20 protein-coding genes are annotated in these 21,403 nt (G+C 41.7%); 8 read left to right on the top strand and 12 right to left on the bottom strand.

Features of this window, described 5'->3' with window-relative positions; genetic code table 11:
* The first annotated feature begins 246 nt into the window (after positions 1-246).
* Entirely contained in the window at positions 247-444 is a 198-nt protein-coding gene (locus AN395_RS12715; protein ID WP_054983219.1) for a CsbD family protein, read from the top strand.
* A 69-nt stretch (positions 445-513) separates the two neighbouring features.
* On the opposite strand, the gene AN395_RS12710 is transcribed toward AN395_RS12715, so the two are convergent.
* The 7 genes from AN395_RS12710 to metA form a co-directional block, all read right to left on the bottom strand.
* Positions 514-2,775: a xanthine dehydrogenase family protein molybdopterin-binding subunit gene (locus AN395_RS12710; protein ID WP_054983218.1), complete on the bottom strand. Its 2,262-nt coding sequence runs from the start codon at positions 2,773-2,775 to the stop codon at positions 514-516.
* On the bottom strand, positions 2,772-3,269 hold the full coding sequence (locus tag AN395_RS12705; RefSeq protein WP_024034278.1) for a (2Fe-2S)-binding protein: 498 nt from the start codon (positions 3,267-3,269) through the stop codon (positions 2,772-2,774). Before AN395_RS12705 ends, AN395_RS12710 begins: the two co-directional genes overlap by 4 nt.
* 185 nt (positions 3,270-3,454) lie before the next feature.
* Positions 3,455-4,210 carry a hypothetical protein gene (locus tag AN395_RS12700; RefSeq protein WP_054983217.1) on the bottom strand — a complete coding sequence of 252 codons (756 nt, stop codon included), beginning with the start codon at positions 4,208-4,210 and terminating at the stop codon, positions 3,455-3,457.
* Between the two features lie 141 nt (positions 4,211-4,351).
* Positions 4,352-5,104 (bottom strand): hypothetical protein, encoded by a 753-nt coding sequence (locus tag AN395_RS12695; protein WP_054983216.1) that lies wholly within the window; start codon positions 5,102-5,104, stop codon positions 4,352-4,354.
* 303 nt (positions 5,105-5,407) lie between these two features.
* Complete coding sequence (metH, locus tag AN395_RS12690) at positions 5,408-8,038, bottom strand: methionine synthase (protein ID WP_054983215.1); 2,631 nt, start codon at positions 8,036-8,038, stop codon at positions 5,408-5,410.
* Positions 8,039-8,046: 8 nt separating this feature from the next.
* Positions 8,047-9,120, bottom strand: a complete 1,074-nt coding sequence (locus AN395_RS12685; protein WP_054983214.1) for a homocysteine S-methyltransferase family protein — start codon at positions 9,118-9,120, stop codon at positions 8,047-8,049.
* Positions 9,110-10,057, bottom strand: coding sequence for a homoserine O-succinyltransferase (gene metA, locus AN395_RS12680; RefSeq protein ID WP_004587433.1), 948 nt, complete (start codon positions 10,055-10,057; stop codon positions 9,110-9,112). Before metA ends, AN395_RS12685 begins: the two co-directional genes overlap by 11 nt.
* 234 nt (positions 10,058-10,291) lie before the next feature.
* Between metA and ettA the strand changes: the two genes are divergently transcribed.
* The 5 genes from ettA to AN395_RS12655 all read left to right on the top strand — a co-directional run bounded on the left by ettA (position 10,292) and on the right by AN395_RS12655 (position 14,742).
* The gene (ettA, locus tag AN395_RS12675) at positions 10,292-11,965 is read left to right on the top strand and encodes an energy-dependent translational throttle protein EttA (RefSeq protein WP_029773845.1); all 1,674 of its coding nucleotides are present in this window, start codon (positions 10,292-10,294) and stop codon (positions 11,963-11,965) included.
* A gap of 118 nt (positions 11,966-12,083) precedes the next feature.
* Positions 12,084-12,440, top strand: coding sequence for a PilZ domain-containing protein (locus AN395_RS12670; protein WP_024034284.1), 357 nt, complete (start codon positions 12,084-12,086; stop codon positions 12,438-12,440).
* A gap of 62 nt (positions 12,441-12,502) precedes the next feature.
* A complete protein-coding gene (locus AN395_RS12665; RefSeq protein WP_054983213.1) occupies positions 12,503-13,411 on the top strand; it encodes a histone deacetylase in 909 nt (302 codons plus the stop codon).
* A gap of 150 nt (positions 13,412-13,561) precedes the next feature.
* Positions 13,562-13,966 (top strand): TlpA disulfide reductase family protein, encoded by a 405-nt coding sequence (locus AN395_RS12660; RefSeq protein WP_268796029.1) that lies wholly within the window; start codon positions 13,562-13,564, stop codon positions 13,964-13,966.
* Between the two features lie 110 nt (positions 13,967-14,076).
* Positions 14,077-14,742 carry a hypothetical protein gene (locus tag AN395_RS12655; RefSeq protein ID WP_054983211.1) on the top strand — a complete coding sequence of 222 codons (666 nt, stop codon included), beginning with the start codon at positions 14,077-14,079 and terminating at the stop codon, positions 14,740-14,742.
* Between the two features lies 1 nt (position 14,743).
* On the opposite strand, the gene AN395_RS12650 is transcribed toward AN395_RS12655, so the two are convergent.
* Positions 14,744-16,204 carry a PLP-dependent aminotransferase family protein gene (locus AN395_RS12650; RefSeq protein WP_054983210.1) on the bottom strand — a complete coding sequence of 487 codons (1,461 nt, stop codon included), beginning with the start codon at positions 16,202-16,204 and terminating at the stop codon, positions 14,744-14,746.
* Between the two features lie 103 nt (positions 16,205-16,307).
* On the opposite strand from AN395_RS12650, the gene AN395_RS12645 reads away from it, so the two are divergent.
* On the top strand, positions 16,308-16,883 hold the full coding sequence (locus AN395_RS12645) for a GNAT family N-acetyltransferase (RefSeq protein WP_054983231.1): 576 nt from the start codon (positions 16,308-16,310) through the stop codon (positions 16,881-16,883).
* The gene (locus tag AN395_RS12640; RefSeq protein ID WP_054983209.1) at positions 16,883-17,476 is read left to right on the top strand and encodes an FMN-binding negative transcriptional regulator; all 594 of its coding nucleotides are present in this window, start codon (positions 16,883-16,885) and stop codon (positions 17,474-17,476) included. The genes AN395_RS12645 and AN395_RS12640 overlap by 1 nt, the downstream gene beginning before the upstream one ends.
* 55 nt (positions 17,477-17,531) lie before the next feature.
* Here AN395_RS12640 and cyoE read toward each other — a convergent pair whose 3' ends face one another.
* Genes cyoE through cyoB form a run of 4 tightly spaced genes read right to left on the bottom strand, consistent with a single transcriptional unit; the run spans position 17,532 to position 21,402 of the window.
* The gene (gene cyoE / locus AN395_RS12635) at positions 17,532-18,416 is read right to left on the bottom strand and encodes a heme o synthase (protein ID WP_054983208.1); all 885 of its coding nucleotides are present in this window, start codon (positions 18,414-18,416) and stop codon (positions 17,532-17,534) included.
* 9 nt (positions 18,417-18,425) lie between these two features.
* Positions 18,426-18,782 (bottom strand): cytochrome o ubiquinol oxidase subunit IV, encoded by a 357-nt coding sequence (cyoD, locus tag AN395_RS12630; RefSeq protein WP_024034293.1) that lies wholly within the window; start codon positions 18,780-18,782, stop codon positions 18,426-18,428.
* Positions 18,782-19,417, bottom strand: a complete 636-nt coding sequence (cyoC, locus tag AN395_RS12625) for a cytochrome o ubiquinol oxidase subunit III (protein WP_004587445.1) — start codon at positions 19,415-19,417, stop codon at positions 18,782-18,784. Before cyoC ends, cyoD begins: the two co-directional genes overlap by 1 nt.
* Positions 19,414-21,402 carry a cytochrome o ubiquinol oxidase subunit I gene (gene cyoB / locus AN395_RS12620; protein ID WP_004587446.1) on the bottom strand — a complete coding sequence of 663 codons (1,989 nt, stop codon included), beginning with the start codon at positions 21,400-21,402 and terminating at the stop codon, positions 19,414-19,416. Before cyoB ends, cyoC begins: the two co-directional genes overlap by 4 nt.
* Position 21,403 lies beyond the last annotated feature (1 nt).

Here is a 21,403-nt window from a genome sequence, read left to right as displayed (position 1 = left end):
GCATTGTAACAAAAACCAAAAATAAACGCGCCGCAAAAGCAGATGAGTTTACGCGTATCCATAATCAGAAATAATTACAGACCGCTCTGTACATTTTTTAAGAACATACGCGCTGCAATAAAAGTAACGCCTCGCTTAAATATATAAATCAATGATTATAAACATAAAATAAAAAGTTTAACTGATTGGTACACGCTTTGCTCCTTTTATACTGAACGTTAATTAAAGCTAAGTAAGGAGATACTTATGAACAACGATCGTATGAAAGGTAATTGGAACGAACTTAAAGGTAAGGCGCAACAAAAATGGGGCGATCTTACTGACGACGATTTAGACAAAATTGAAGGTAGCCGTACAGAGCTAGTAGGTAAAATCCAGCAGCAGTACGGTAAATCTAAAGAAGAAGCAGAGCGCGAAGTAGACGAGTTTGAAAAAACTCACTAATCGCTAACTTCTAAAAAAACCGCCATTTGGCGGTTTTTTTGTTTTACGGCTTAAATAAAAGTACGTTATTTACGCTTTTAATTGGTTACCTATAGGCAGCTGCCTAATACGCTTACCACAAGCGGCAAAAATAGCGTTACACAATGCAGGGGCGTAAACCGGTGTTGCGGGCTCGCCTACACCAGCAGGTGGTGCATCGCTTTGTATTATTTCTACTTCTACCTCTAGTGGTGAGTCGCTCATACGCGGTACGCGGTAATCGTGAAAATTACTTTGCTGCACGCGGCCTTTATCAAAGGTAATACCCTCGCTTATTGCGGTTGTAATACCGTAAATAGAGCCACCTTGCGTTTGATTTTTAACGGTATCGGTGTTTACAACCGTACCTGCATCAATAGCTACCCACGATTTAATCACGTTTAAATCACCAGCATCCGATACCTCTACCTCAACCACAGTAGCCACATACGTTAGAAAGCTGCGGTGCGCAGCAATGCCTAACCCGCGACCTTTTGGCAGCTTTCGGCCCCATTTACTTATCTCAGCCACTTTTTCAATAACATGGCGTAATTTACCAATATCTAATGGATAAACGTCTTTATCGGCGCCATAGTTATCGTACGAGGCATTTTGCTCGGTTACATCTAAAATACGATCAGGGCCTATGGTTTCAAGTAAATAGTCTTTTTGGTCACGCCCTGCTTTGTGCGCAGCTTCAGCAATAAATGACTGAATAGCAAAAGCATGAAAAATATTTGATACCGAACGCATCCAGCCTACTCTTGTTTTAGCAGGTGCTTCGCCGTTTTCTAGCTTTAAATTAGGTGAGTTTATGGGGTTATCGGTAAAGCCTAAGCGCAGCTCAAAACCTGCAGGCGACGTTGCACCTTCTTGAAAGGTCGACATAATTGGCGAAAACGCCGTACGATGTAAATAAGCTTCTATGTTACCTTTTGCATCTAATGACGCTTCAATATGTTGAGCCGATACCGCATGATAAAAACTGTGCTGAATATCATCCTCTCGCGTCCATTGTACGCGTATGGGTTGTCCTACTTTCATTGAAATGTAAGCAGCTTCTGCTGAAAAGTCAGGTTTTGATTTACGCCCAAACCCGCCACCTAACATGGTTACATGCACGTTAATTTGGCTCTCTTCCATACCAAGTAACGCAGCTACGGTTTTCATATCAGCTTGCGGGTTTTGCGTTGCAGCCCAAATATCAACGCGGTCTTTATGATACATCGCCGTGGCGCAAGGTGGCTCCATTGGTGCTTGGGCCAAATGCGGCGCGTAATAATCGGCTACTAACTTATTGCTCGATTTAGCCAGTACGCTTGCTGCATCGCCTTTTTCGCGTACATGCGCTTGCGGCTCATTAACGGTTTGTAATAGCGACTTTTTAAAACTCTCTGAATTATAATCGCCGTTTTTACCATCATCCCACACCACTTTTAGTGCTTTACGCGCCTGCCATACAGCCCAGGTATTTTTAGCAACAATAGCAATGCCGCCTTTTGGCTGAAATTGCGGCGCACCTTTTGGTACAGGCATTTCAATAATATCAACTACGCCATTAATTGCTTTAGCGACGCTGGCATCAAACGATTTAACCACACCACCTACTACCGGTGGGCGCTCAATCATAGCCACCAGCGCTTTTGGCTCGCGAACATCAGCAGCAAATGTGGCTTTACCGGTTACTAAATCGGTTAAATCTATATGCGCCATACCGGTATTTATATAACGCCATTCTTTACGTGTTTTAAGTGTTAACTTGTCTGGCTCTGGCGGGGTAATACCAAGTGCGAGGTCGATTAAGTCTTTATAGGCAAGCGTTTTACCTGAGCTGTGGGTAACCACGTGCTGATTAGCTGTACAGGTTTGCGGCTCAACGTTCCAATATTTAACGGCTGCGTGCTGCATCATGTAGCGTACACTTGCACCCATTTCGCGCAGGCGCTGCATGTTGTAGCGAATACTGCGCGAGCCATCGGTATTTTGATCCCCATATTTAGGGTCGCCCTTACCTTGAATAACCACTACTTTATCCCATGCAGCTTCCATTTCGTCTGCCACAATTTGGGCAATGGCGGTACGAATTTGCTGGCCCATTTCAGAGCGATGACAGGTTATTTCAACCATGCCATCGGGGCGCAGCGCTATAAATAAGTTAGCACGCTTTGCTTGCTCAGAGGGTTGCTCTAACACGCCTGCAAACGCTTTTGGTGCACTGCCTACAAAATAAGTGCCTAATACTAATGCGCCTATTGCGCTGGTTTTTAAAAATTGGCGACGGTTTAAGTCAAAGTACGTATTGTCGTTTTTCATACTTCTTCCCCTTGTTCATTTGGGTCAAAATATTCAACGCCCGCAATGGTTTTAGCCGCCGACTTAATCGCTTTATGAATACGCGGATACGTGCCACAACGACAAATATTGCCCGACATATTACTCACTATTTCATCATCAGTGGGATTAGGGTTAGCGGCTAATAAGCTTGCCGCTTGCATTATTTGCCCACACTGACAAAACCCACATTGCGGCACTTTATGCTCGACCCAGGCTTTTTGCACTGGGTGGTCGCCTTGCTCGCTTAACCCTTCAATAGAGGTAATAGCACGCCCTGCCACAGCCGATACCGGTAATATGCACGAGCGCTGCGCTACGCCATCAATATGTATGGTGCACGCACCACATTGCGCCATACCACAGCCAAACTTAGGCCCGGTTAAATTTAATTCATCTCGAAGATACCAAAGCACCGGCGTTGACGGATCGCCTGTAAACTCATGTTTATTACCATTAACGGTAAGCGTGATCATATTTAACTCCTTGGCAAAGCGCTTTAAAGGAATGCCTTGTTGCGCGAGAACGGTTTGAATAATTGCTACTTTTTTAGCCTACCACTTAGAATTGGTTTATTGAAATTTTTATCGGCGAAACGCCAACCTATAGCTGTTATTAAGTGGCAGCTTTATTAGATAGAGATAAGAAGGGTTTACTGATTCTACTTAGCACTTATAACTGACTCATTTAATAACTGCTCATCATTTTTATATACTTCAAGCCAACCAGGTGGCGATGTATCGCAACCAATTACAGTAACGTGTAATATGTAACTATAGCGTCCGTTTATAAACGTATAGTGGTGATTGCCGCCGCTACCCTCAAAGGTAATATCACCGTTAAATAAAACCAGATCAGGCTTATCCTTTGGCCTTTTATCACTACTCCACACCGCATAACGGTAATTTCTATCACCTAAATCATCAACGCGAATATGGTAGCTAGCCGTTTTCCAATCGAGTACTGGCTCTTCAAATGTATTAATACTTGAATGAAGTGATTGCTTGTCTTGTTCAATTAAGCGTTTAGCAAATGCCTGCTCTTTAGCTGTGTGGCTATTTATACCGATAATTTTACCGTCAGTATTAACCCACATCACGCCGTTATTTAGCATAATGCCGCGCCAACCAACTTTATCCCAATCGGTATTAATATTAGAGCTGCCCATAACGGCAACTAGCTCGTCGTCAAACACTTCATCAAAGCGGTTAATAAACTCAGCTTCATTTTTAATGTCGGGCAATGGATATTGCCTTTTTAGAGGGTAGCGAATATGCGCAGCAATCGCAGTTTTATCCTGCGCTTTAAAAGCAGCAATAACAGGTAAAACACTCTCGTGATACTTCTGCTCAAGCGCAAATGTGTTTGATGTGAAAAGTAGGAATAGGCAAAGCAATATGTAATTTAGATACTTCATTGTAGCCCTTTATTTAAAGTTATTGAGAATGCATTGTATAAAGGTAGGTAATAACTGACACTAAGTGAAAATATAAGATCAGAAGCAACTTTATAAAAATATAATGTATCTTAAGGCTCTAGGTAGCCTTATATTTCTAAATTACAACTTTGGATTTTCTAACTTTTTTAATAAAAGGTTAAATACATTTTCTTGAATGCCTTCTAAATATTCCAACCATTCATTATCATACAGAATATTAAAAATGTGATCATAATTATTTTTTTTACTTATATTATCTGATAAAACCTTCAATTCTGACGACCAGCTAGGATCAATTTTATCAAATCGCCGCTGATCAATAATATTCATAAGCTTTTCCACGTCATTTTCTAATTTATATAGTTTTTTAAAATCACTTTCTAATATTTTATATTTATCTGGAGACAAAAATCTTAGGCGTATAACAGAGTTAGACAATTTATTATGAGCGATTATAAATTTTTGATGAAACTCTAGTGTCGACTTTAAAGAACGCTCCCACTTTCCTATGGCAATAACTTGCTTGTCTTCTGAAGAACTTCTTAATGACTCCAAGCAACTTTTCGTTTCTAGTTGATATAAAGTACAATACATCCAACTGTGGAAATATTCTCCTTTTATGCAGCTAAGTATTTCGAATCTTTCATATGCCCCGTCAATCCGTTTTCGACTCTTATACTCAACAATTGCGATAATCACGGCATAAATAGTTCCCACTCCCCCAATCCAGCTACCCAAATCAGGCCAAAAATTAGAATGTCCATTAGAGTGGTAGAGGATTTCATAAGCACCTATAGAAGTAATAAGAAGAGCAATAAATGTCATTAATACAAATTTCTTTCTATTCCAAAGCCCTGTAATTTTATCCCTCAAAATAACTAATCCTTATTTAAATAACTTACAAATACACCAGCGGCTTAAGTAACTAAAATTTCATTTAGTTTTGGCGACTAATATTTTCAAATTATTACTACTAAGCAATTGCTTCATATAAGTTTTTCAACGTTTACCTAATATTAATTCAGTTAAAGAGAAATCACCAATAGTGCCTGCATAACCATATTATATGATTTCAACTGATTGTTCTTAAACAAGGTAATAAAAGTAAAAAACGAGCCTAATTTGGCTCGTTTTGTTTTACTGATAGCTGACAGCTAAAAACTGACCGCTGCTCTTTTACTCTGGCTCATACCCCAAATTAGGCGACAGCCATCTTTCAGCCTCTTCGAGCGTCATATTAGTTCGCTTGGCGTAATCTTCCACCTGATCCTTTTGAATAGATGCTACGGCATAATATTTTGCCTCTGGGTGTGAGAAATACCAGCCCGAAACCGCAGCCCCTGGCCACATGGCGTATGAGCTGGTGAGCTGCATGCCAATGCGTTTTTCGGTATCGAGTAACTGCCAAATTTTCTTTTTCTCGGTGTGCTCTGGGCACGCGGGGTAACCCGGCGCTGGGCGAATACCTTGGTAGTTTTCGCGAATTAGCTCATCGTTACTTAAGTTTTCATCGGCTGCGTAACCCCAATACTCTTTGCGCACTTGTTCGTGCAGGTATTCGGCAAAGGCTTCTGCGAGCCTGTCGGCAACCGCTTTTACCATTATTTTATTGTAGTCGTCTTGCTTGGCATCGAACGCGTCGGCTAGGTCGTCTTCTTCTAAACCGCCCGTTACTGCAAACGCGCCAAAGTAATCAGGTGTGCCTTTTGGCGCAATGTAGTCGGCTAAACAATAGTTAGCAAAGTCGGTTTTTTCGGTTTGCTGGCGTAAATGGCATGAGGTAGTTAACAGCTCTTTGCGGGTTTCGTCGGTGTAAATTTCTATGTCATCACCCACGCGGTTTGCAGGGAATAAACCAATTACACCTAAAGGTTGCAAAGCACCTGACTTTTCAAGGTCGTCGAGCATGTCGTTAGCGTCTTTAAATAAGCTACGTGCTTGCTCGCCAACGACTTCATCGTCCATTATGCGCGGGTATTTACCAGCGATTGACCACGTCATAAAGTATGGGGTCCAATCTATATATTTACGTAACGTGGCGATTGATACATTTTTAAATTCGGTCACGCCCAGCTTTTTAGGCACCGGTGGCGTGTAATTATCCCAATCAAGCTTGGCTGCGTTATCGCGGGCACGCTGTATGGTAACGGGTTTTGAACGTGGCTTTTTGCGCGCTTGTTGCTCGCGTACTTTTTCGTACTCGGCTTTAGTTTTTTCTAAAAAGGCCGGTTTTAGCTCTTTAGATAATAAGCTTGATACCACGCCCACTGCACGGCTGGCGTTATTTACGTACACTACGCCTTTGTCGTACTGCGGTTCAATTTTAACGGCAGTATGCGCTTTAGAGGTCGTTGCGCCGCCAATCATAAGTGGTAGCTCAAAACCTCGGCGGGTCATTTCTTTGGCTACGTGTACCATTTCATCAAGCGATGGGGTAATTAAACCCGAAAGACCAATTATGTCGGCTTTTTCGTCAATCGCGGTTTGCAGTATTTTTTCAGCAGGTACCATTACGCCTAAATCGATTACTTCGTAGTTATTACATTGCAGTACTACGCCTACAATGTTTTTACCAATGTCGTGCACGTCGCCTTTTACGGTGGCCATAACTACTTTACCGTTAGTGGCGCCTTCTTCTTTTTCAGCTTCTATGAATGGGTCTAGGTAGGCCACTGCGCGCTTCATTACGCGGGCAGATTTAACAACCTGCGGTAAAAACATTTTACCTGCACCAAATAAATCCCCTACCACGTTCATGCCATCCATTAATGGCCCTTCAATTACGTGAATAGGTTTATCGGCAGCTGCGCGGCACTCTTCCGTGTCTTCATCTATAAAGGTAGTTATGCCTTTTACAAGGGCGTGCTCTAGGCGTTTTTCAACAGGCCATGTGCGCCATTCTAAATCTTCTACGCGTTCGGCTTGTGCCATACCCGAAAACTTAGGGGCTATTTCTACTAAGCGCTCACCTGCACCTGGGTCGGTGTTAAGGATTACATCTTCTACGGCTTTGCGAAGTTCCTCGGGGATATCGTCGTAAACTGCAAGCTGGCCTGCGTTTACAATACCCATATCCATACCCGCTTTTATCGCGTGGTATAGAAACACCGAGTGAATCGCTTCACGTACGGGGTTATTACCCCTAAACGAAAACGAGACATTAGACACCCCGCCCGACACTTTACAGTGTGGTAAGTTTTGTTTAATTCGGCGTGTACCTTCAATAAATTCTACTGCGTAATTGTCGTGCTCTTCTATACCGGTGGCTACGGCAAATATATTAGGATCGAAAATAATATCTTCCGGCGGGAAGCCAATCTCTTCGACTAATATTTTGTAGCTGCGTTCACATATTTCGTATTTACGGTCTGCGGTGTCGGCTTGGCCGTCTGTATCAAACGCCATTACAACAGCGGCGGCGCCAAAACGTTTAATAATTTTAGCTTGGCGTTTAAACGGCTCTTCGCCCTCTTTAAGCGATATTGAGTTAACAATGGCCTTGCCTTGAATACATTTAAGCCCTGCTTCTATTACTTCCCATTTAGAGGAGTCGACCATAATGGGCACTTTAGAAATATCGGGCTCTGAGGCAATTAAGTTTAAAAACTTAACCATGGCCGCTTTTGAGTCCAACATGGCTTCGTCCATGTTTATATCAATAACTTGGGCGCCGTTTTCTACTTGCTCGCGGGCAACATTCAGGGCGGTCTCGTAATCTTCTTCCATGATTAAGCGTTTAAACATGGCAGAGCCGGTTACGTTGGTACGCTCGCCAACATTGGTAAATACTGCAATTTGCTGGGTCATGTTGGCTCCTAGTTTAAGTTACAGGCTTCAAGGCCTGATAAACGCATGCGAACATCAAGCTCTGGTAATGCGCGAGGTTTTACCCCTTCAAGCCCTTTGGCAAACGCACGAATATGCGCAGGCGTGGTACCACAGCAACCACCAACAATATTTATAAAGCCCGATTTGCCCCAATCTATAATCTCTTTCGCCATGTCCTCTGCTTCTAGGTCGTACTCACCAAACTCATTTGGTAAACCTGCATTTGGGTGTACTGAGGTAAAGGTTTCGCACACGCGCGAAAGCTCCTCTACGTATTGGCGAAGTAAGTCTGGCCCTAGGGCGCAGTTAAGGCCTATAGAAAGCGGCTTAATATGGCGAATAGAATTATAAAATGCTTCGGTTGTTTGCCCCGAAAGTGTACGCCCAGAGGCATCGGTAATTGTGCCTGAGATCATTACGGGTAATGTACGCCCTGCTTGCTCAAACGCTTCTTCTACTGCGAATGAGGCTGCTTTTGCATTTAGCGTGTCGAATATGGTTTCGATAAGTATTAAATCAGCGCCGCCTTCCATTAATGCAAGGGTAGACTCAACATAGGCAGTAACCAGCTTATCAAAGGTAATATTACGATAGCCTGGGTCGTTTACATCTGGCGAAATTGAGCAGGTTTTAGAGGTTGGCCCTAACACACCGGCTACGTAGCGTGGTTTTTCTGGAGTTTTAGCGGTGAATTCGTCACATATTGCGCGTGCGAGTTTGGCCGACTCTAGGTTTACTTCACGGCTTATGCTTGCCATGTCGTAATCTTCCATCGAAATGGTGGTTGAGTTAAAGGTATTGGTTTCAATAATGTCTGCACCGGCGGCTAAAAAGCTGCGATGTATATCGGTTATTAACTCAGGTTTTGTAAGGCTTAATAAATCGTTATTGCCTTTTATTAGCACGTGCCAGTCTTTAAAGCGCTCGCCTCGGTAGTCTTCTTCTTCAAGCTTGTGAGTTTGGATCATGGTGCCCATGGCGCCATCTAAAATTAAAATACGCTTTTTTAATGCAGCGCTTAATTCGCTGTGTTTATTATTGTTTTGCACGTTATTCGGCATAGTTGTTAGTCCTCACATCTTGGCTAACTAAATTAATATCATAAGGGGTCGTTTGGTACACGTAGTAATTTAACCAGTTCGAAAACAGCAAAAAAGCATGGCTTTGCCACGTTTTTGACGGCTTTTTGCTTGCATCGTTATCTGGAAAATAGTTTTCGGGTTTTGGCGCATCAGGACTTTTTTGTAAATCGCGCTCGTACTCTGCTTTTAATGTGTCGGCATCGTATTCTGGGTGGCCGGTTATAAACACTTGGCTGCCCGACTTATTTTTCATTAAGTAAGCGCCTACTTTTTCAGAGCCAGCCAGCACGACTATATCGTCGCAGGCATTTATTTTATTTATATCTATGTGGCCATAACGTGAGTGCGGCACTAAAAAGGTGTCGTCGAAGCCACGAGTAAGTGCCCCGTGATCAAAGTAACACTGGTGAGTAAACACGCCACATAGTTTATCTTCTTTTAAATCGCGTTTTAAATTGTAACGGTGATACAGCGCCGCATGCGCCGCCCAGCACGAAAACAGCGTAGAGGTAACGTGCTGCTCTGCCCAATCAATAATCACTTTTAGCTCATCCCAGTAGGCTACATCGTCGTATTCAAGGTGTGCGAGTGGCGCGCCGGTAACAATTAACGCATCGTAGTTATTGTCTTTCACTTCTGAAAAATAACGGTAAAAGGTATCTAGGTGCTCTTCTGAGTTGCTACTGCTACGGTGCGTATCTAGGCGCAGTAGCTCTACATTTACTTGTAAAGGAGAATTGGCAAGCAAACGAATAAACTGCACTTCGGTTTCTACTTTATTAGGCATTAAATTTAAAATAGCCAAACGCATAGGACGAATTTCTTGCGTTTTTGCGCGACTTTTTGGCATTACAAACACGTTTTCTTCACGTAAACGGGCAATAGCCGGTAGCTCGTCTTTCACTGTAATTGGCATATTTTTTACTCCTACTCATAAAAACCGAGAATTTATACGCTCTCATTATGAACAGTATGCTAAAAATATCAACCTCTAGATGTATAGATGTCTAAATGAAATTTATTCATGATTTTATACTTTATCAACCTGCAGCCATTAGCGCTTTAAAACCCGCCATTCGTTGACTGTTTCACCCGTGAGCCACTACAATACAACATTGAAATTTTTATTATTATTTGAAGGCTTTCCTCCATGGTTTTACCTGATAAGTTTATATTCTCGATGAGTCGAGTATCTAAAGTTGTGCCACCTAAGCGCACAATTTTAAAAGATATTTCGTTGCACTTTTTCCCTGGCGCTAAAATTGGTGTGCTAGGTTTAAATGGTGCTGGTAAATCTACATTACTTCGCATTATGGCCGGTGTTGACCAAGACTTTGAAGGTGAAGCTCGCCCTCAACCTGGTACTAAAATTGGTTACTTACCGCAAGAGCCAGTACTGGACGAAAGCAAAACAGTACGCGAAATAGTTGAAGAAGCTGTTGGCGAAGTAAAACATGCCCTTAATCGCCTTGACGAAGTGTACAACGAGTATGCAATGGAAGACGCTGACTTTGACGCCCTAGCAAAAGAGCAAGGCGAGCTTGAAGCAATCATTCAAGCGCACGATGGTCACAACATCGATAACGTTTTAGAACGCGCTGCTGATGCACTTCGTTTACCTGAGTGGGATGCTAAAATTGAGCACCTTTCAGGTGGTGAGCGCCGCCGTGTTGCTATTTGTCGTTTATTACTCGAAAAGCCAGATATGCTTATTCTCGATGAGCCTACTAACCACTTAGATGCTGAGTCGGTAGCTTGGCTTGAGCGCTTCTTACATGATTACGAAGGCACTGTTGTGGCGGTAACGCATGACCGTTACTTCCTTGATAATGTAGCTGGCTGGATACTAGAGCTTGACCGTGGTGAAGGTATTCCATGGGAAGGTAACTACTCTTCTTGGCTTGAGCAAAAAGATGCGCGCTTACAACAAGAGCAAAAATCTGAAAAAGCACGTCAAAAATCAATTGCTCAAGAACTTGAGTGGGTACGTTCAAACCCTAAAGGTCGTCAAGCTAAGTCTAAAGCGCGTATGGCGCAGTTTAGCGAGCTACAGCAGTCTGATTATCAAAAGCGTAACGAAACTAACGAGCTATTTATTCCACCTGGTCCGCGTTTAGGTGACCAAGTGCTTGAAGTTAATAATTTACGTAAGAGTTTTGGCGACCGCGTATTAATCGACGATTTAAGCTTTAGTATGCCAAAAGGCGCGATTGTGGGCATTATTGGTGCCAATGGCGCGGGTAAATCAACCCTATTTAAAATGCTAAGCGGCGAAGAGCAACCAGATAGCGGCAGCATTAGCGTAGGTGAAACTGTAGAATTAGCAACGGTTGATCAGTTCCGTGGCAACATGGACGAAAGCAAAACTGTATTCCAAGAAATATCTGACGGACAAGACGTACTAAAAATTGGTAACTTTGAGTTCCCAAGCCGTGCATACGTTAGCCGCTTTAACTTTAAAGGTAACGATCAGCAAAAGTTTGTAAAAGACTTATCTGGTGGTGAGCGTAACCGTTTACACCTTGCTAAGCTTTTAAAAGCGGGTGGTAACGTAGTACTACTGGATGAGCCAACCAATGACCTTGATGTTGAAACACTACGCGCCCTTGAGAACGCTATTTTAGAGTTCCCAGGCTGTGTAATGTGTATATCGCATGACCGTTGGTTCCTTGACCGTATTGCAACACACATTTTAGATTACCGCGACGAAGGCCAAATTAACTTCTTTGATGGTAACTACACTGAATACGAAGAGTGGCTTAAAAAGACCTTAGGCGCAGAAGCTGCACAACCTAAGCGTATTAAGTATAAAAAAATTGGTTAATTGTTAACTGATATAACAAACCCTGCATTTATGCGGGGTTTTTTTATGCCATTTTTTATCGCTATGGGCTATTTCCCGCTATGCTTGATTTAAATATTACAATAAAGGCACTCGTTTTATGGAAAATCGACGTCAGTTCTCGCGTATTCTTTTTTCAACCGCGGCTCAATTAGAATTTGCAGGAGAGAGCTACCCATGCAAATTACTCGATGTATCTTTACATGGCGCACTCATTACTAAATGCGCGGCGTTTAGTGGCACAAAAAATAGCGAAGCCACCTTGCGCTTTACCTTGCCACAAAGCGATATAGAAATAAAAATGGAGGTGTTTATTTGCCACATAGAAGATCAACACATCGGCCTTAATTGCCACCATATAGATATAAACAGCATTACCTATTTAAAACGGCTAGTTGAACTTAATTTAGCCGATGAACAATTACTTCATCGTGAGCTTGCCTCATTGATTGAATAACGGCAATAGACTCCCTTAGTTAAGTTTATTACCATAGCGCAAACTTTATTATTGATACGGTTATGCGCCTAAACCCTCACTTACCTTTGGTCTATCACAGTAATTATTCGTTTAGCTTTGACCCTAAGCACCGATTTGTAATGAGTAAATTTGCTCATTTATATGAGCAGGTTAAAGGTTTAGGCATTGCAGGTAATAATTTAGTAGAGCCTATTTTGGGCTCCCCCGAGCCGCTTGAACTGGTACACTGCGAAAACTACATTCACGATTTATGGCATAACCGCCTAGACGAAAAAGCCATGCGCCGCATTGGCTTACCTTGGTCGCAACCGCTAATGGACCGCACATTCACCGCCCCACAAGGCACGTTACAAACTGCACGCTTAGCATTAAAGCATGGCTTAGCCTGTCATTTAGCAGGTGGTACGCACCATGCACACACTGATTTTGGCTCAGGTTTTTGTATGGTGAACGACTTAGCCTTTACCGCGCAAACATTAATACAAAGCGGTGAGGTGACCAACGTGCTCATTTTTGATTTAGACGTACACCAAGGCGATGGCACAGCTGCAATGCTTGCACATCAGCCGTATGCGTATACATGCTCTATACACTGCGAAAAAAACTTCCCGTTTAGAAAATCCCCCAGCGATTTAGACATAGGCCTTGCTAACAATATGCAAGACGCAGAATACTTAGGCGTTGTGGATGATACGCTGCAGTTTTTACTAAAAGAGCTCAACCCCGATTTAGTCTTATACGATGCCGGTGTAGATATTTGGCAAGACGATGGCTTAGGCAAACTAGATATAAGCTGGGACGGCATTAAACAGCGTGACCATTTAGTGTTTAAGCGCTGCCTTGAACATAACACCGCTATTGCCAGTGTTATTGGTGGCGGCTACGACAGAGACCATACGCGTTTAGCGCAGCGCCATGCAATAGTGATTGAGCAGGCTGCTGGTTTTTAATGAAATGAAATGAAATAACTTAATTCACGTTCTTATTAATATTAAAAATAATAAGAACGAACCATTAGAAAACTAATTACCGCCATTACATTAATTTTATTAAGTTTTATAAGCTCTGCACAGCTACTCGCTAATGACTCATTACCACTATTGCCTGCAATAACGTTAAACATGGCTGATGGTTCATCCGTTCACACACAAGATTTATTAGGCCAGCCTTACGTTTTACATTTTTGGGCTACGTGGTGCCTATATTGTAAAAAGCTGCAACCAGCACTTGAGAAAATAAAACATAAAGGCTTAAAGGTCATTGCGGTAAACTTTGAAGAAAACGACGATGCTCCCCCCGCTAAAGTAATAAGTGATAGAGGCTACACATTTAAAACAGCTATTAAAGCCGATGCCATAGCAAAACAGTTAGGAATAAGAGGCACACCCACTACCCTATTTATTAATAAAGCTGGGCGTATAATTTATTTAACGAACACTTCAAACCCTGAAGACGAAAACCTACACGTATATGCTAGGACTTTATTACACGAAGTGAGCAACTAAGCGCATAAATACATCTTAATTAGTAAATAGGCTTACTTAGCCTAACAATAAATCACCAGCTTAGCGCACTATATACTACACTTTAAGCTCATAAATTAATTGAGATTATTATGCGTTTACTTCTTACATTGTTGCTCATTACTATAAGCGGATACGCTTTTGCTGAGGAAGAGGCAGCAGAATTGCCACCACTCAACCCCAAATACAAGGCTGAGCATGCAATAGCACTGGTGAATAAAGGTTCAGGGATTTATGCGTTTAACTTACCCGGCTATAAATTACCGCACGATGTACAAGTGGTGTATAGGATTAAAAACCCCGATGTGGCTTTTTTAGATGTTGTGCGCAACGCAGAGCTTATAACGCTAAAGCCCAAACCTTTTAATATTCAACGCTTAATGCGCGGTGAAGAAATAACCATTACCGCAGATGTGTACGAGGGCAATTACAAAAAAGCAGGTAGCCTAATTTACACAAACAGAACAATAGAATTGAGTAAACAGCTATATGCTCGCCAATTAAAAGATTTAGCTAAACCTAGCCCCTGGCAAGAATACGTCATGATAGACCTAGGTAGCACAGAGCGAATTTACATACATAAAATTAGCCAAGCACCTAGTTTCAGCCACTTAATTTTTGTAGATTTGGTAAATGCCTGTATGCAAAAGTTTAGAACCTCAACCCTCCTTCCTAGCCAGAATGAGTTAACGTATAAATTTATAAACTGCGGCACCCTAAAACCTTTGTTTTACGAAGCAGAAAGTTTAAATAAATAGCTTAATAAGCATACTCAGCAATTATGTTTATACCTTCTTGCATGACTTCCACTGACTGGCCAGCAAAGCCTAGACGCAAGTAACTAAAGTGTTTAGGTTTTAAGCTTCTATAAGAGTCGCAGAAATAAAACTCTGATTCTGTTTGCAAATAAATACTGCGCTTGTGTAGATGCTTTTTAATATTAGCCGTATCTATGTTTAAGTTAACCCACATTGCCATCCCACCATCGGGCTTTTTATACTCAATAGGTAAACCTTTCACCTGCAGTGCTCTTAATGAGTTATCCATAGCTTCATACCTATGCTTGTATAGCTTAGTCATTCGCTTTAAATGACGTTCAAACGCGCCCTCTTTCATAAAGTGCGCTAAAGCTAATTGCATAACCACATCATTTTTATGATTCATTAACTGCTTCCACGCATTAAGCTGTGCGATAACATCAGGGGCAGCGCAAATGTAACCGATTCTGGCTGCGGAAAACATAATTTTAGAGAATGTAGAAAGGTAAATAACTATACCCGCAGGGTCATCCGCCGCCATTGGTTGTAACGGGTGACATTGGTAATGAAACTCATGGTCATAGTCATCCTCTATAATCATTACGCCATGTTGGTAACATAACTGATAAATTTGCATACGCCGTGTAGGCGATAAAGTAACAGTTGTCGGGTACTGATGCAGCGGCGTTAAGTACAGCATTTTAATTGAGAAACGGCTAAGTTGCGCTTTCAAATCATCAATACATAAACCGTATTCATCTTGTTTTATATCTACTAATTGTGCGCCACATGCCGCAAAAGCTTTACGGGCTGGTGGATATCCTAACGTTTCTACAGCAACAAAATCGTTAGTGCTAATAAATGCTTTAGAGATTAAAAATAGTGCTTCTTGTGAGCCATTACACACGAGTAAGTCGCTTGTTTTTAAGTTACGCGCTTTATATAAGTAATTGCTTATTTGCACTTTTAACTCACTCACACCGCTTATATCACCATAATGAAATTTACTGGTATCTACATGGTTAAAAACATGACTTAAGGAGCGTTTAAATTCTTTATATGGGAAGCTATTAAGATCGGGAAGCCCACCTGCAAAATTATACTTATAATTATTTAAATTCATTGCAGGAGCTGGAACTGCTAACTCTTTGGCAAATTTATAGGCTTTAGGTGTTAAGACTGGCACTTGCTTAGTATTAGCGCTGCCTTGGATAGGTAAGGTTTGCGTTACTTTATAACCGCTACGCTCATGAGACTCTAACCATCCCTCAGCCACTAATAGTTGTAAAGCATTCATTATTGTATGGCGATTTAATTGATAAGCTTTCGCCATCTCTCTAGCTGAACTTAACTTAGCGCCAACCGCAATATCACCTTCAATAATTGCAGTACGAATAGCTTGCGCTAGCTGCAAATACTTTGCCTTATATTGCTTATTAAATTTTATATTAAGTGGCTGCATGTATTTTCTATCTGGTATAGGTAAAAGTTATATTCTGGTTGTTTTTACTAAACCAAATAAGCGTACATTTATTGCTCTTTAATAGCAAAAAATGGAGCTAATAATGTTCACTCAGCATATACATAAAACAAACAAGGTTGTTTTAGAACCACTAAACCATAAACACTTAAATGGATTATATAAAGCAGGTAAGCACCCTAAAGTATGGCAATGGGTACTAGTTAACTACACAAAAACCCCTGAAATGCTAAAAGAGTGGTTTTTAACACAGGCGCAATTTAATAAAAACGAACAGATTGTTTTTGCGATTATTGACACAAATACACAGCAAGTAGTAGGTACAACACGATTATTTAAATTAGATAAACACAACCTGAGTGCTGAAATAGGCCACACCTTTATTAGTAATGACTGGCAGCGAACTTACATAAATACACATGCTAAATTTTTACTGCTCAAATACGCATTTGATGATCTTAATTTAGTGAGAATTACATTTAATACTCATGAATATAATCAAAAATCACGTAATGCTATTGCACGTTTAGGTGCACGTTTTGAAGGACTCGCTTATAAAGATAGAAAGCTCAGCAATGGTAGCTATAGAAACACAGCAAAATTTAGCATAGTTGATGAGCAATGGCCGAACATAAAATTGCAACTAGAGGAGAAGCTCTAATGTACCCACCTTCGCATTTTCAAGAGCATGATATTAAACGTTTGCAGGCATTGGTTGAGCAATTTCCGCTAGCGAGTATTTTAACGCCCAGCTCGCAAAGTGATTTAAATAATATATGCCATGTACCTGTACTATATGATCCCATTTGTAATGTATTCATTGCACACGTAGCTAAACATAACCCACTAACACAATGTGATAAACGTTCTGTAAAATTACACTTTAATGGTGATAGCTGCTATCTATCTCCCTCGTATAGTAATAATAAAACACTGCCAAGCTGGCTTTACTCATCAGTACAAGTCACTGCAAAGGTAGTGATTATTAAAAGCGACAGCGAGAAAGAAAAAATAATGAGTCAATTAACAACCCATTTTGAGCAAACCTTTAAGCCCATGTGGAATATTAATGATATGCCCAAAAGTAGGCGTCAAGCAATGTATCAACAATTAAGCTTTATAGAGTTTACTCCCACTCACTGGAGTGGAAACTTTAAGCTAAGCCAAAATAAATCAGCAGAAATTAGAGCCCAAATAAAAGAAAACCTAAAGCAAGCTCATAAACACTCTATTGCCGCTTTATTTCAAACATGAAAAAAGGCCCTTTCGAGCCTTTGGATTAACTTTGGAAATATAAAGCTTTAAAAAATTATATCAGTGTAAGCAGTTGTGGCGCTGCGCTGTGGTAGTCAACGGCCATAGCAATACTGAGTGCTGTAATATTTATAATAGAAAAAGCAAACACTTGGCGTGCCCAGCTCGTTAAATTAACATTACGGCGATAGCCACGCAGGGCCATAAGTAACCACCAAAAACTGGTAATACACGCCACTGCCATAAAGGCGGCGCCAGTGTAGCCACTTATTGGTAATAGCATGACGACTAAAGCGTACACAGCAATATAAAGTACAATATGGCGCTTCGCTTTATCAATCCCTTGCGCTACGGGTAATACGGGGATACCTGCGGCTTGGTAATCTTTAAAGCGAAAAATAGCAATGGCATATGAATGCGGCATTTGCCACAGACTAAACATAACTAATAGTATTAATGCACCCATATCGAACTGCCCGGTTACAGCGCAGTAACCTACAACAGGGGGCACTGCGCCAGAAAGGCTACCTACAAACGTGCCATAAACTGAGTTGCGCTTCATGTAAAGGCTATAAACCCCAACATAAATGACATAGCCAAACGCTGCAAAAAATACCGCGGCTTGTGTGGTGTAAGCAATGAGTAAACCAAACCCTACAACACCCAATAAAACCCCGTGACTCAGTGCAGCAAAGGCCGACATTTCGCCTGTTACTGTAACCCGCGTACGAGTACGTGCCATGGCTACATCTATGTCCCTATCAATTACATTGTTGATAGCACAGCCCGATGCAACCACAAGTGACAAGCCAATAAGCGTAACAACCATTAGCCATGGGTCTATATCCCCGCGCGAGGCAAGTAAAAAACCGCCTGCAACGCTGATAAGGTTGCCCATAATAATGCCTGGCTTAGTCACTGATAAATAACGACGAAACATCTTCAACTCCTAGTACATCATCATTGCGTTAGATTCGTAAATTATCCAAACCGATAACCCAACAACCATGACGATAATTAGGGCACTGAATAAAAATGAGAAGGTACTTGCACGGCCATCTTCTGTCGTAAAATTAAGGTGTAAAAAGTATTTTAAGTGCACCCAAATTTGTACAATAGCTAAAGTAACAATGCTCCAAAGCGTAGTTACTTTTGAAAAGTCGCCTTCCATTACCATGTAAAACGGTATCGCGGTTAAAATTAGTGATAGCACAAAGCCTATTAAGTACGTTTTAACACTGCCATGAGACTCATCATGGTGCTCGTTTTGCATTTGCTTTAACGCGTGCGCTTCGCTGTGGCTCATTACATTGCTCCCATTAAATAAACAACGGTAAATACACAAATCCAAACAATGTCTAAGAAGTGCCAAAATAGGCTTAGGCAGCTTAAGCGTGTCACTGTTTGTTTACCTAAGCCGCGTTTAGCCACTTCTATCATCATAATACTCATCCAAATTAGACCCGCAGTTACGTGCAAACCATGTAAGCCTACTAACGAGAAGAATGAGGTTAAAAAGGCACTTTGTTGTGGACCATTGCCATGCACAATTAGGTGATGAAATTCGTAAATTTCCATGCCTATAAACACAGCACCTAAACAAAAGGTAATAAACAACCAGGTGAGTGTTAGTGCCTTTTTTTGCCCTTGTGCGGCAATCATGGCAAAGCCAAAGGTAATACTACTAATGAGTAGCGCCGCTGTTTCTACAGCAACAAAGTCGAGTTCAAAAATGTCTTTACCTGATACACCACCGGCTGTGTTCATAAACAGCACGGCGTAAGTGGCAAAAAACGAGGCAAACAATAGGCAATCGGTCATTAGGTATAACCAAAAGCCAAAGATTGTATCGCCAGAGGTATCGTGATGCTCATGTGCATGAGCATCGTGCGAAACTGAGTCTAAATGGGCAGTTTCTACATTCGCAGATAGTGTACTCACGCGCTTAGCTCCTTATTTCCACTAGAATTATACGCAGCTTCAATACGTGCGATTTCATCAGGTTGTATATAGTAATCAACATCGCTGGTGTAACAACGCTTGATAAATAAGGCAATTGCGCCAACAAAACCAACGGCAGCTAACCACCAGATATGCCAGATCATGGCAAAGCTAAATACAGTTAAGCTTGCTGCAATTAACACCCCAGATGCTGTGTTTTTAGGCATATGAATTGGGCTGTAGCTTGCTTTTGTTTGATACGCTTGGCCTTTTTCTTTCGCTTCGGTCCAGGCATCAATGTCATCAACGTGAGGAATAGTGGCAAAGTTATACACTTGTGGAGGTGAGCTAGTTGCCCATTCTAGTGTATGGCCGTTCCACGGATCGCCGGTTGTATCGTCAAGTGCTTCGCGGTCTCTAAAGCTAACAAAGAGCTGCACAACTTGGAAAATAATACCAAACATAATAATGACAGCACCGCCTGCAGCAATGTATAACCACATGTTCCAATCTGGGTTATTAGTGTGGTTTAAGCGACGTGTCATACCTAAGAAGCCAAGTACATACAACGGCATAAACGCCACGAAGAAACCAACTATCCAACACCAGAAAGACGCTTTACCCCATTTTTCGCTAAGCTTAAAGCCCATTGCTTTAGGGAACCAAAATACAAAACCTGCAAGGTAGCCAAATACAGCGCCACCAATAATTGTGTTATGGAAATGCGCAATTAAGAATAAACTGTTATGCAACACGTAATCGGCACCCGGAATAGCCAGTAGTACGCCGGTCATACCGCCTACTGTAAAGGTAACCATAAAGCCTAATGTCCAAAGTACAGGAACGCTGATACGTAAACGGCCGCGGTAAATGGTAAACAACCAGTTGAATAGCTTAACGCCAGTTGGGACGGCAATAACCATGGTCATTACCCCAAAGAACGCATTAACGTTGGCGCTCGACCCCATGGTGAAAAAGTGGTGTAGCCAAACAATAAAACCTAAAATAGAGATTGCACCGCTGGCATACACCATCGATTTGTAACCAAATAAACGTTTACCGGCAAAGGTTGAGATAATTTCAGAAAAAATACCAAAAGCAGGCAGTACTAAAATATAAACCTCAGGGTGACCCCACGCCCAAAACAGGTTGATGTACATCATGGCGTTGCCGCCCGCTGCATTGGTAAAAAAGTGAAAATCAAGGTAACGGTCAAGCGTTAGCATGCCCAGCACAGCAGTTAAAATAGGGAAAGATGCTGCAATTAAGATATTTGCCCATGTACATGCCCATGTAAAAATTGGCATTTTCATTAGGGTCATACCTGGGGCACGCATTTTAAACACAGTCGCTAAAAAGTTTACTGCAGTTAAAAGTGTACCGAGCCCGGAAATTTGCAAGGCCCATATATAATAATCGACCCCCACCCCAGGGCTAAAGGTCAGCTCCGAAAGCGGCGGATACGCCACCCAACCTGTTTTTGCAAACTCACCAAATACAAGCGACAAGTTAATTAAAATGGCACCGCTGGCAGTAAACCAAAAACTTAGGTTATTTAAAAATGGAAAAGCGACATCGCGTGCGCCAATTTGCAGTGGCAATACAATGTTCATTAGGCCAATCATAAATGGCATAGCCATAAATATGATCATGATAACGCCGTGCGCTGTAAATATTTGGTCGTAATGCTCAGGAGGCAAATAACCAGGTGCACCACTAGTAGCAAGTGCTAACTGCGCACGCATCATAATGGCATCAGAAAAACCACGAAACAGCATTATTAATGCTAAAAAGATGTACATTACGCCTAAGCGTTTATGATCAACAGAGGTGATCCAATCGTGCCAAAGCACGCCCCACTTTTTATATTTAGTAATAAGCCCGGCAATAATAAGCCCGGCAATCGCTATCACCGTCATGGTAACCATTATAATTGGCTCATGAAACGGAATTGCGTCGAGTGAAAGTTTACCTAAAAACGACATT

It is taken from the genome of Pseudoalteromonas sp. P1-30 (genome assembly GCF_001400005.1).
GTDB lineage: Bacteria > Pseudomonadota > Gammaproteobacteria > Enterobacterales > Alteromonadaceae > Pseudoalteromonas > Pseudoalteromonas atlantica.
This window is presented reverse-complemented; position numbering and strand designations above follow the sequence as displayed.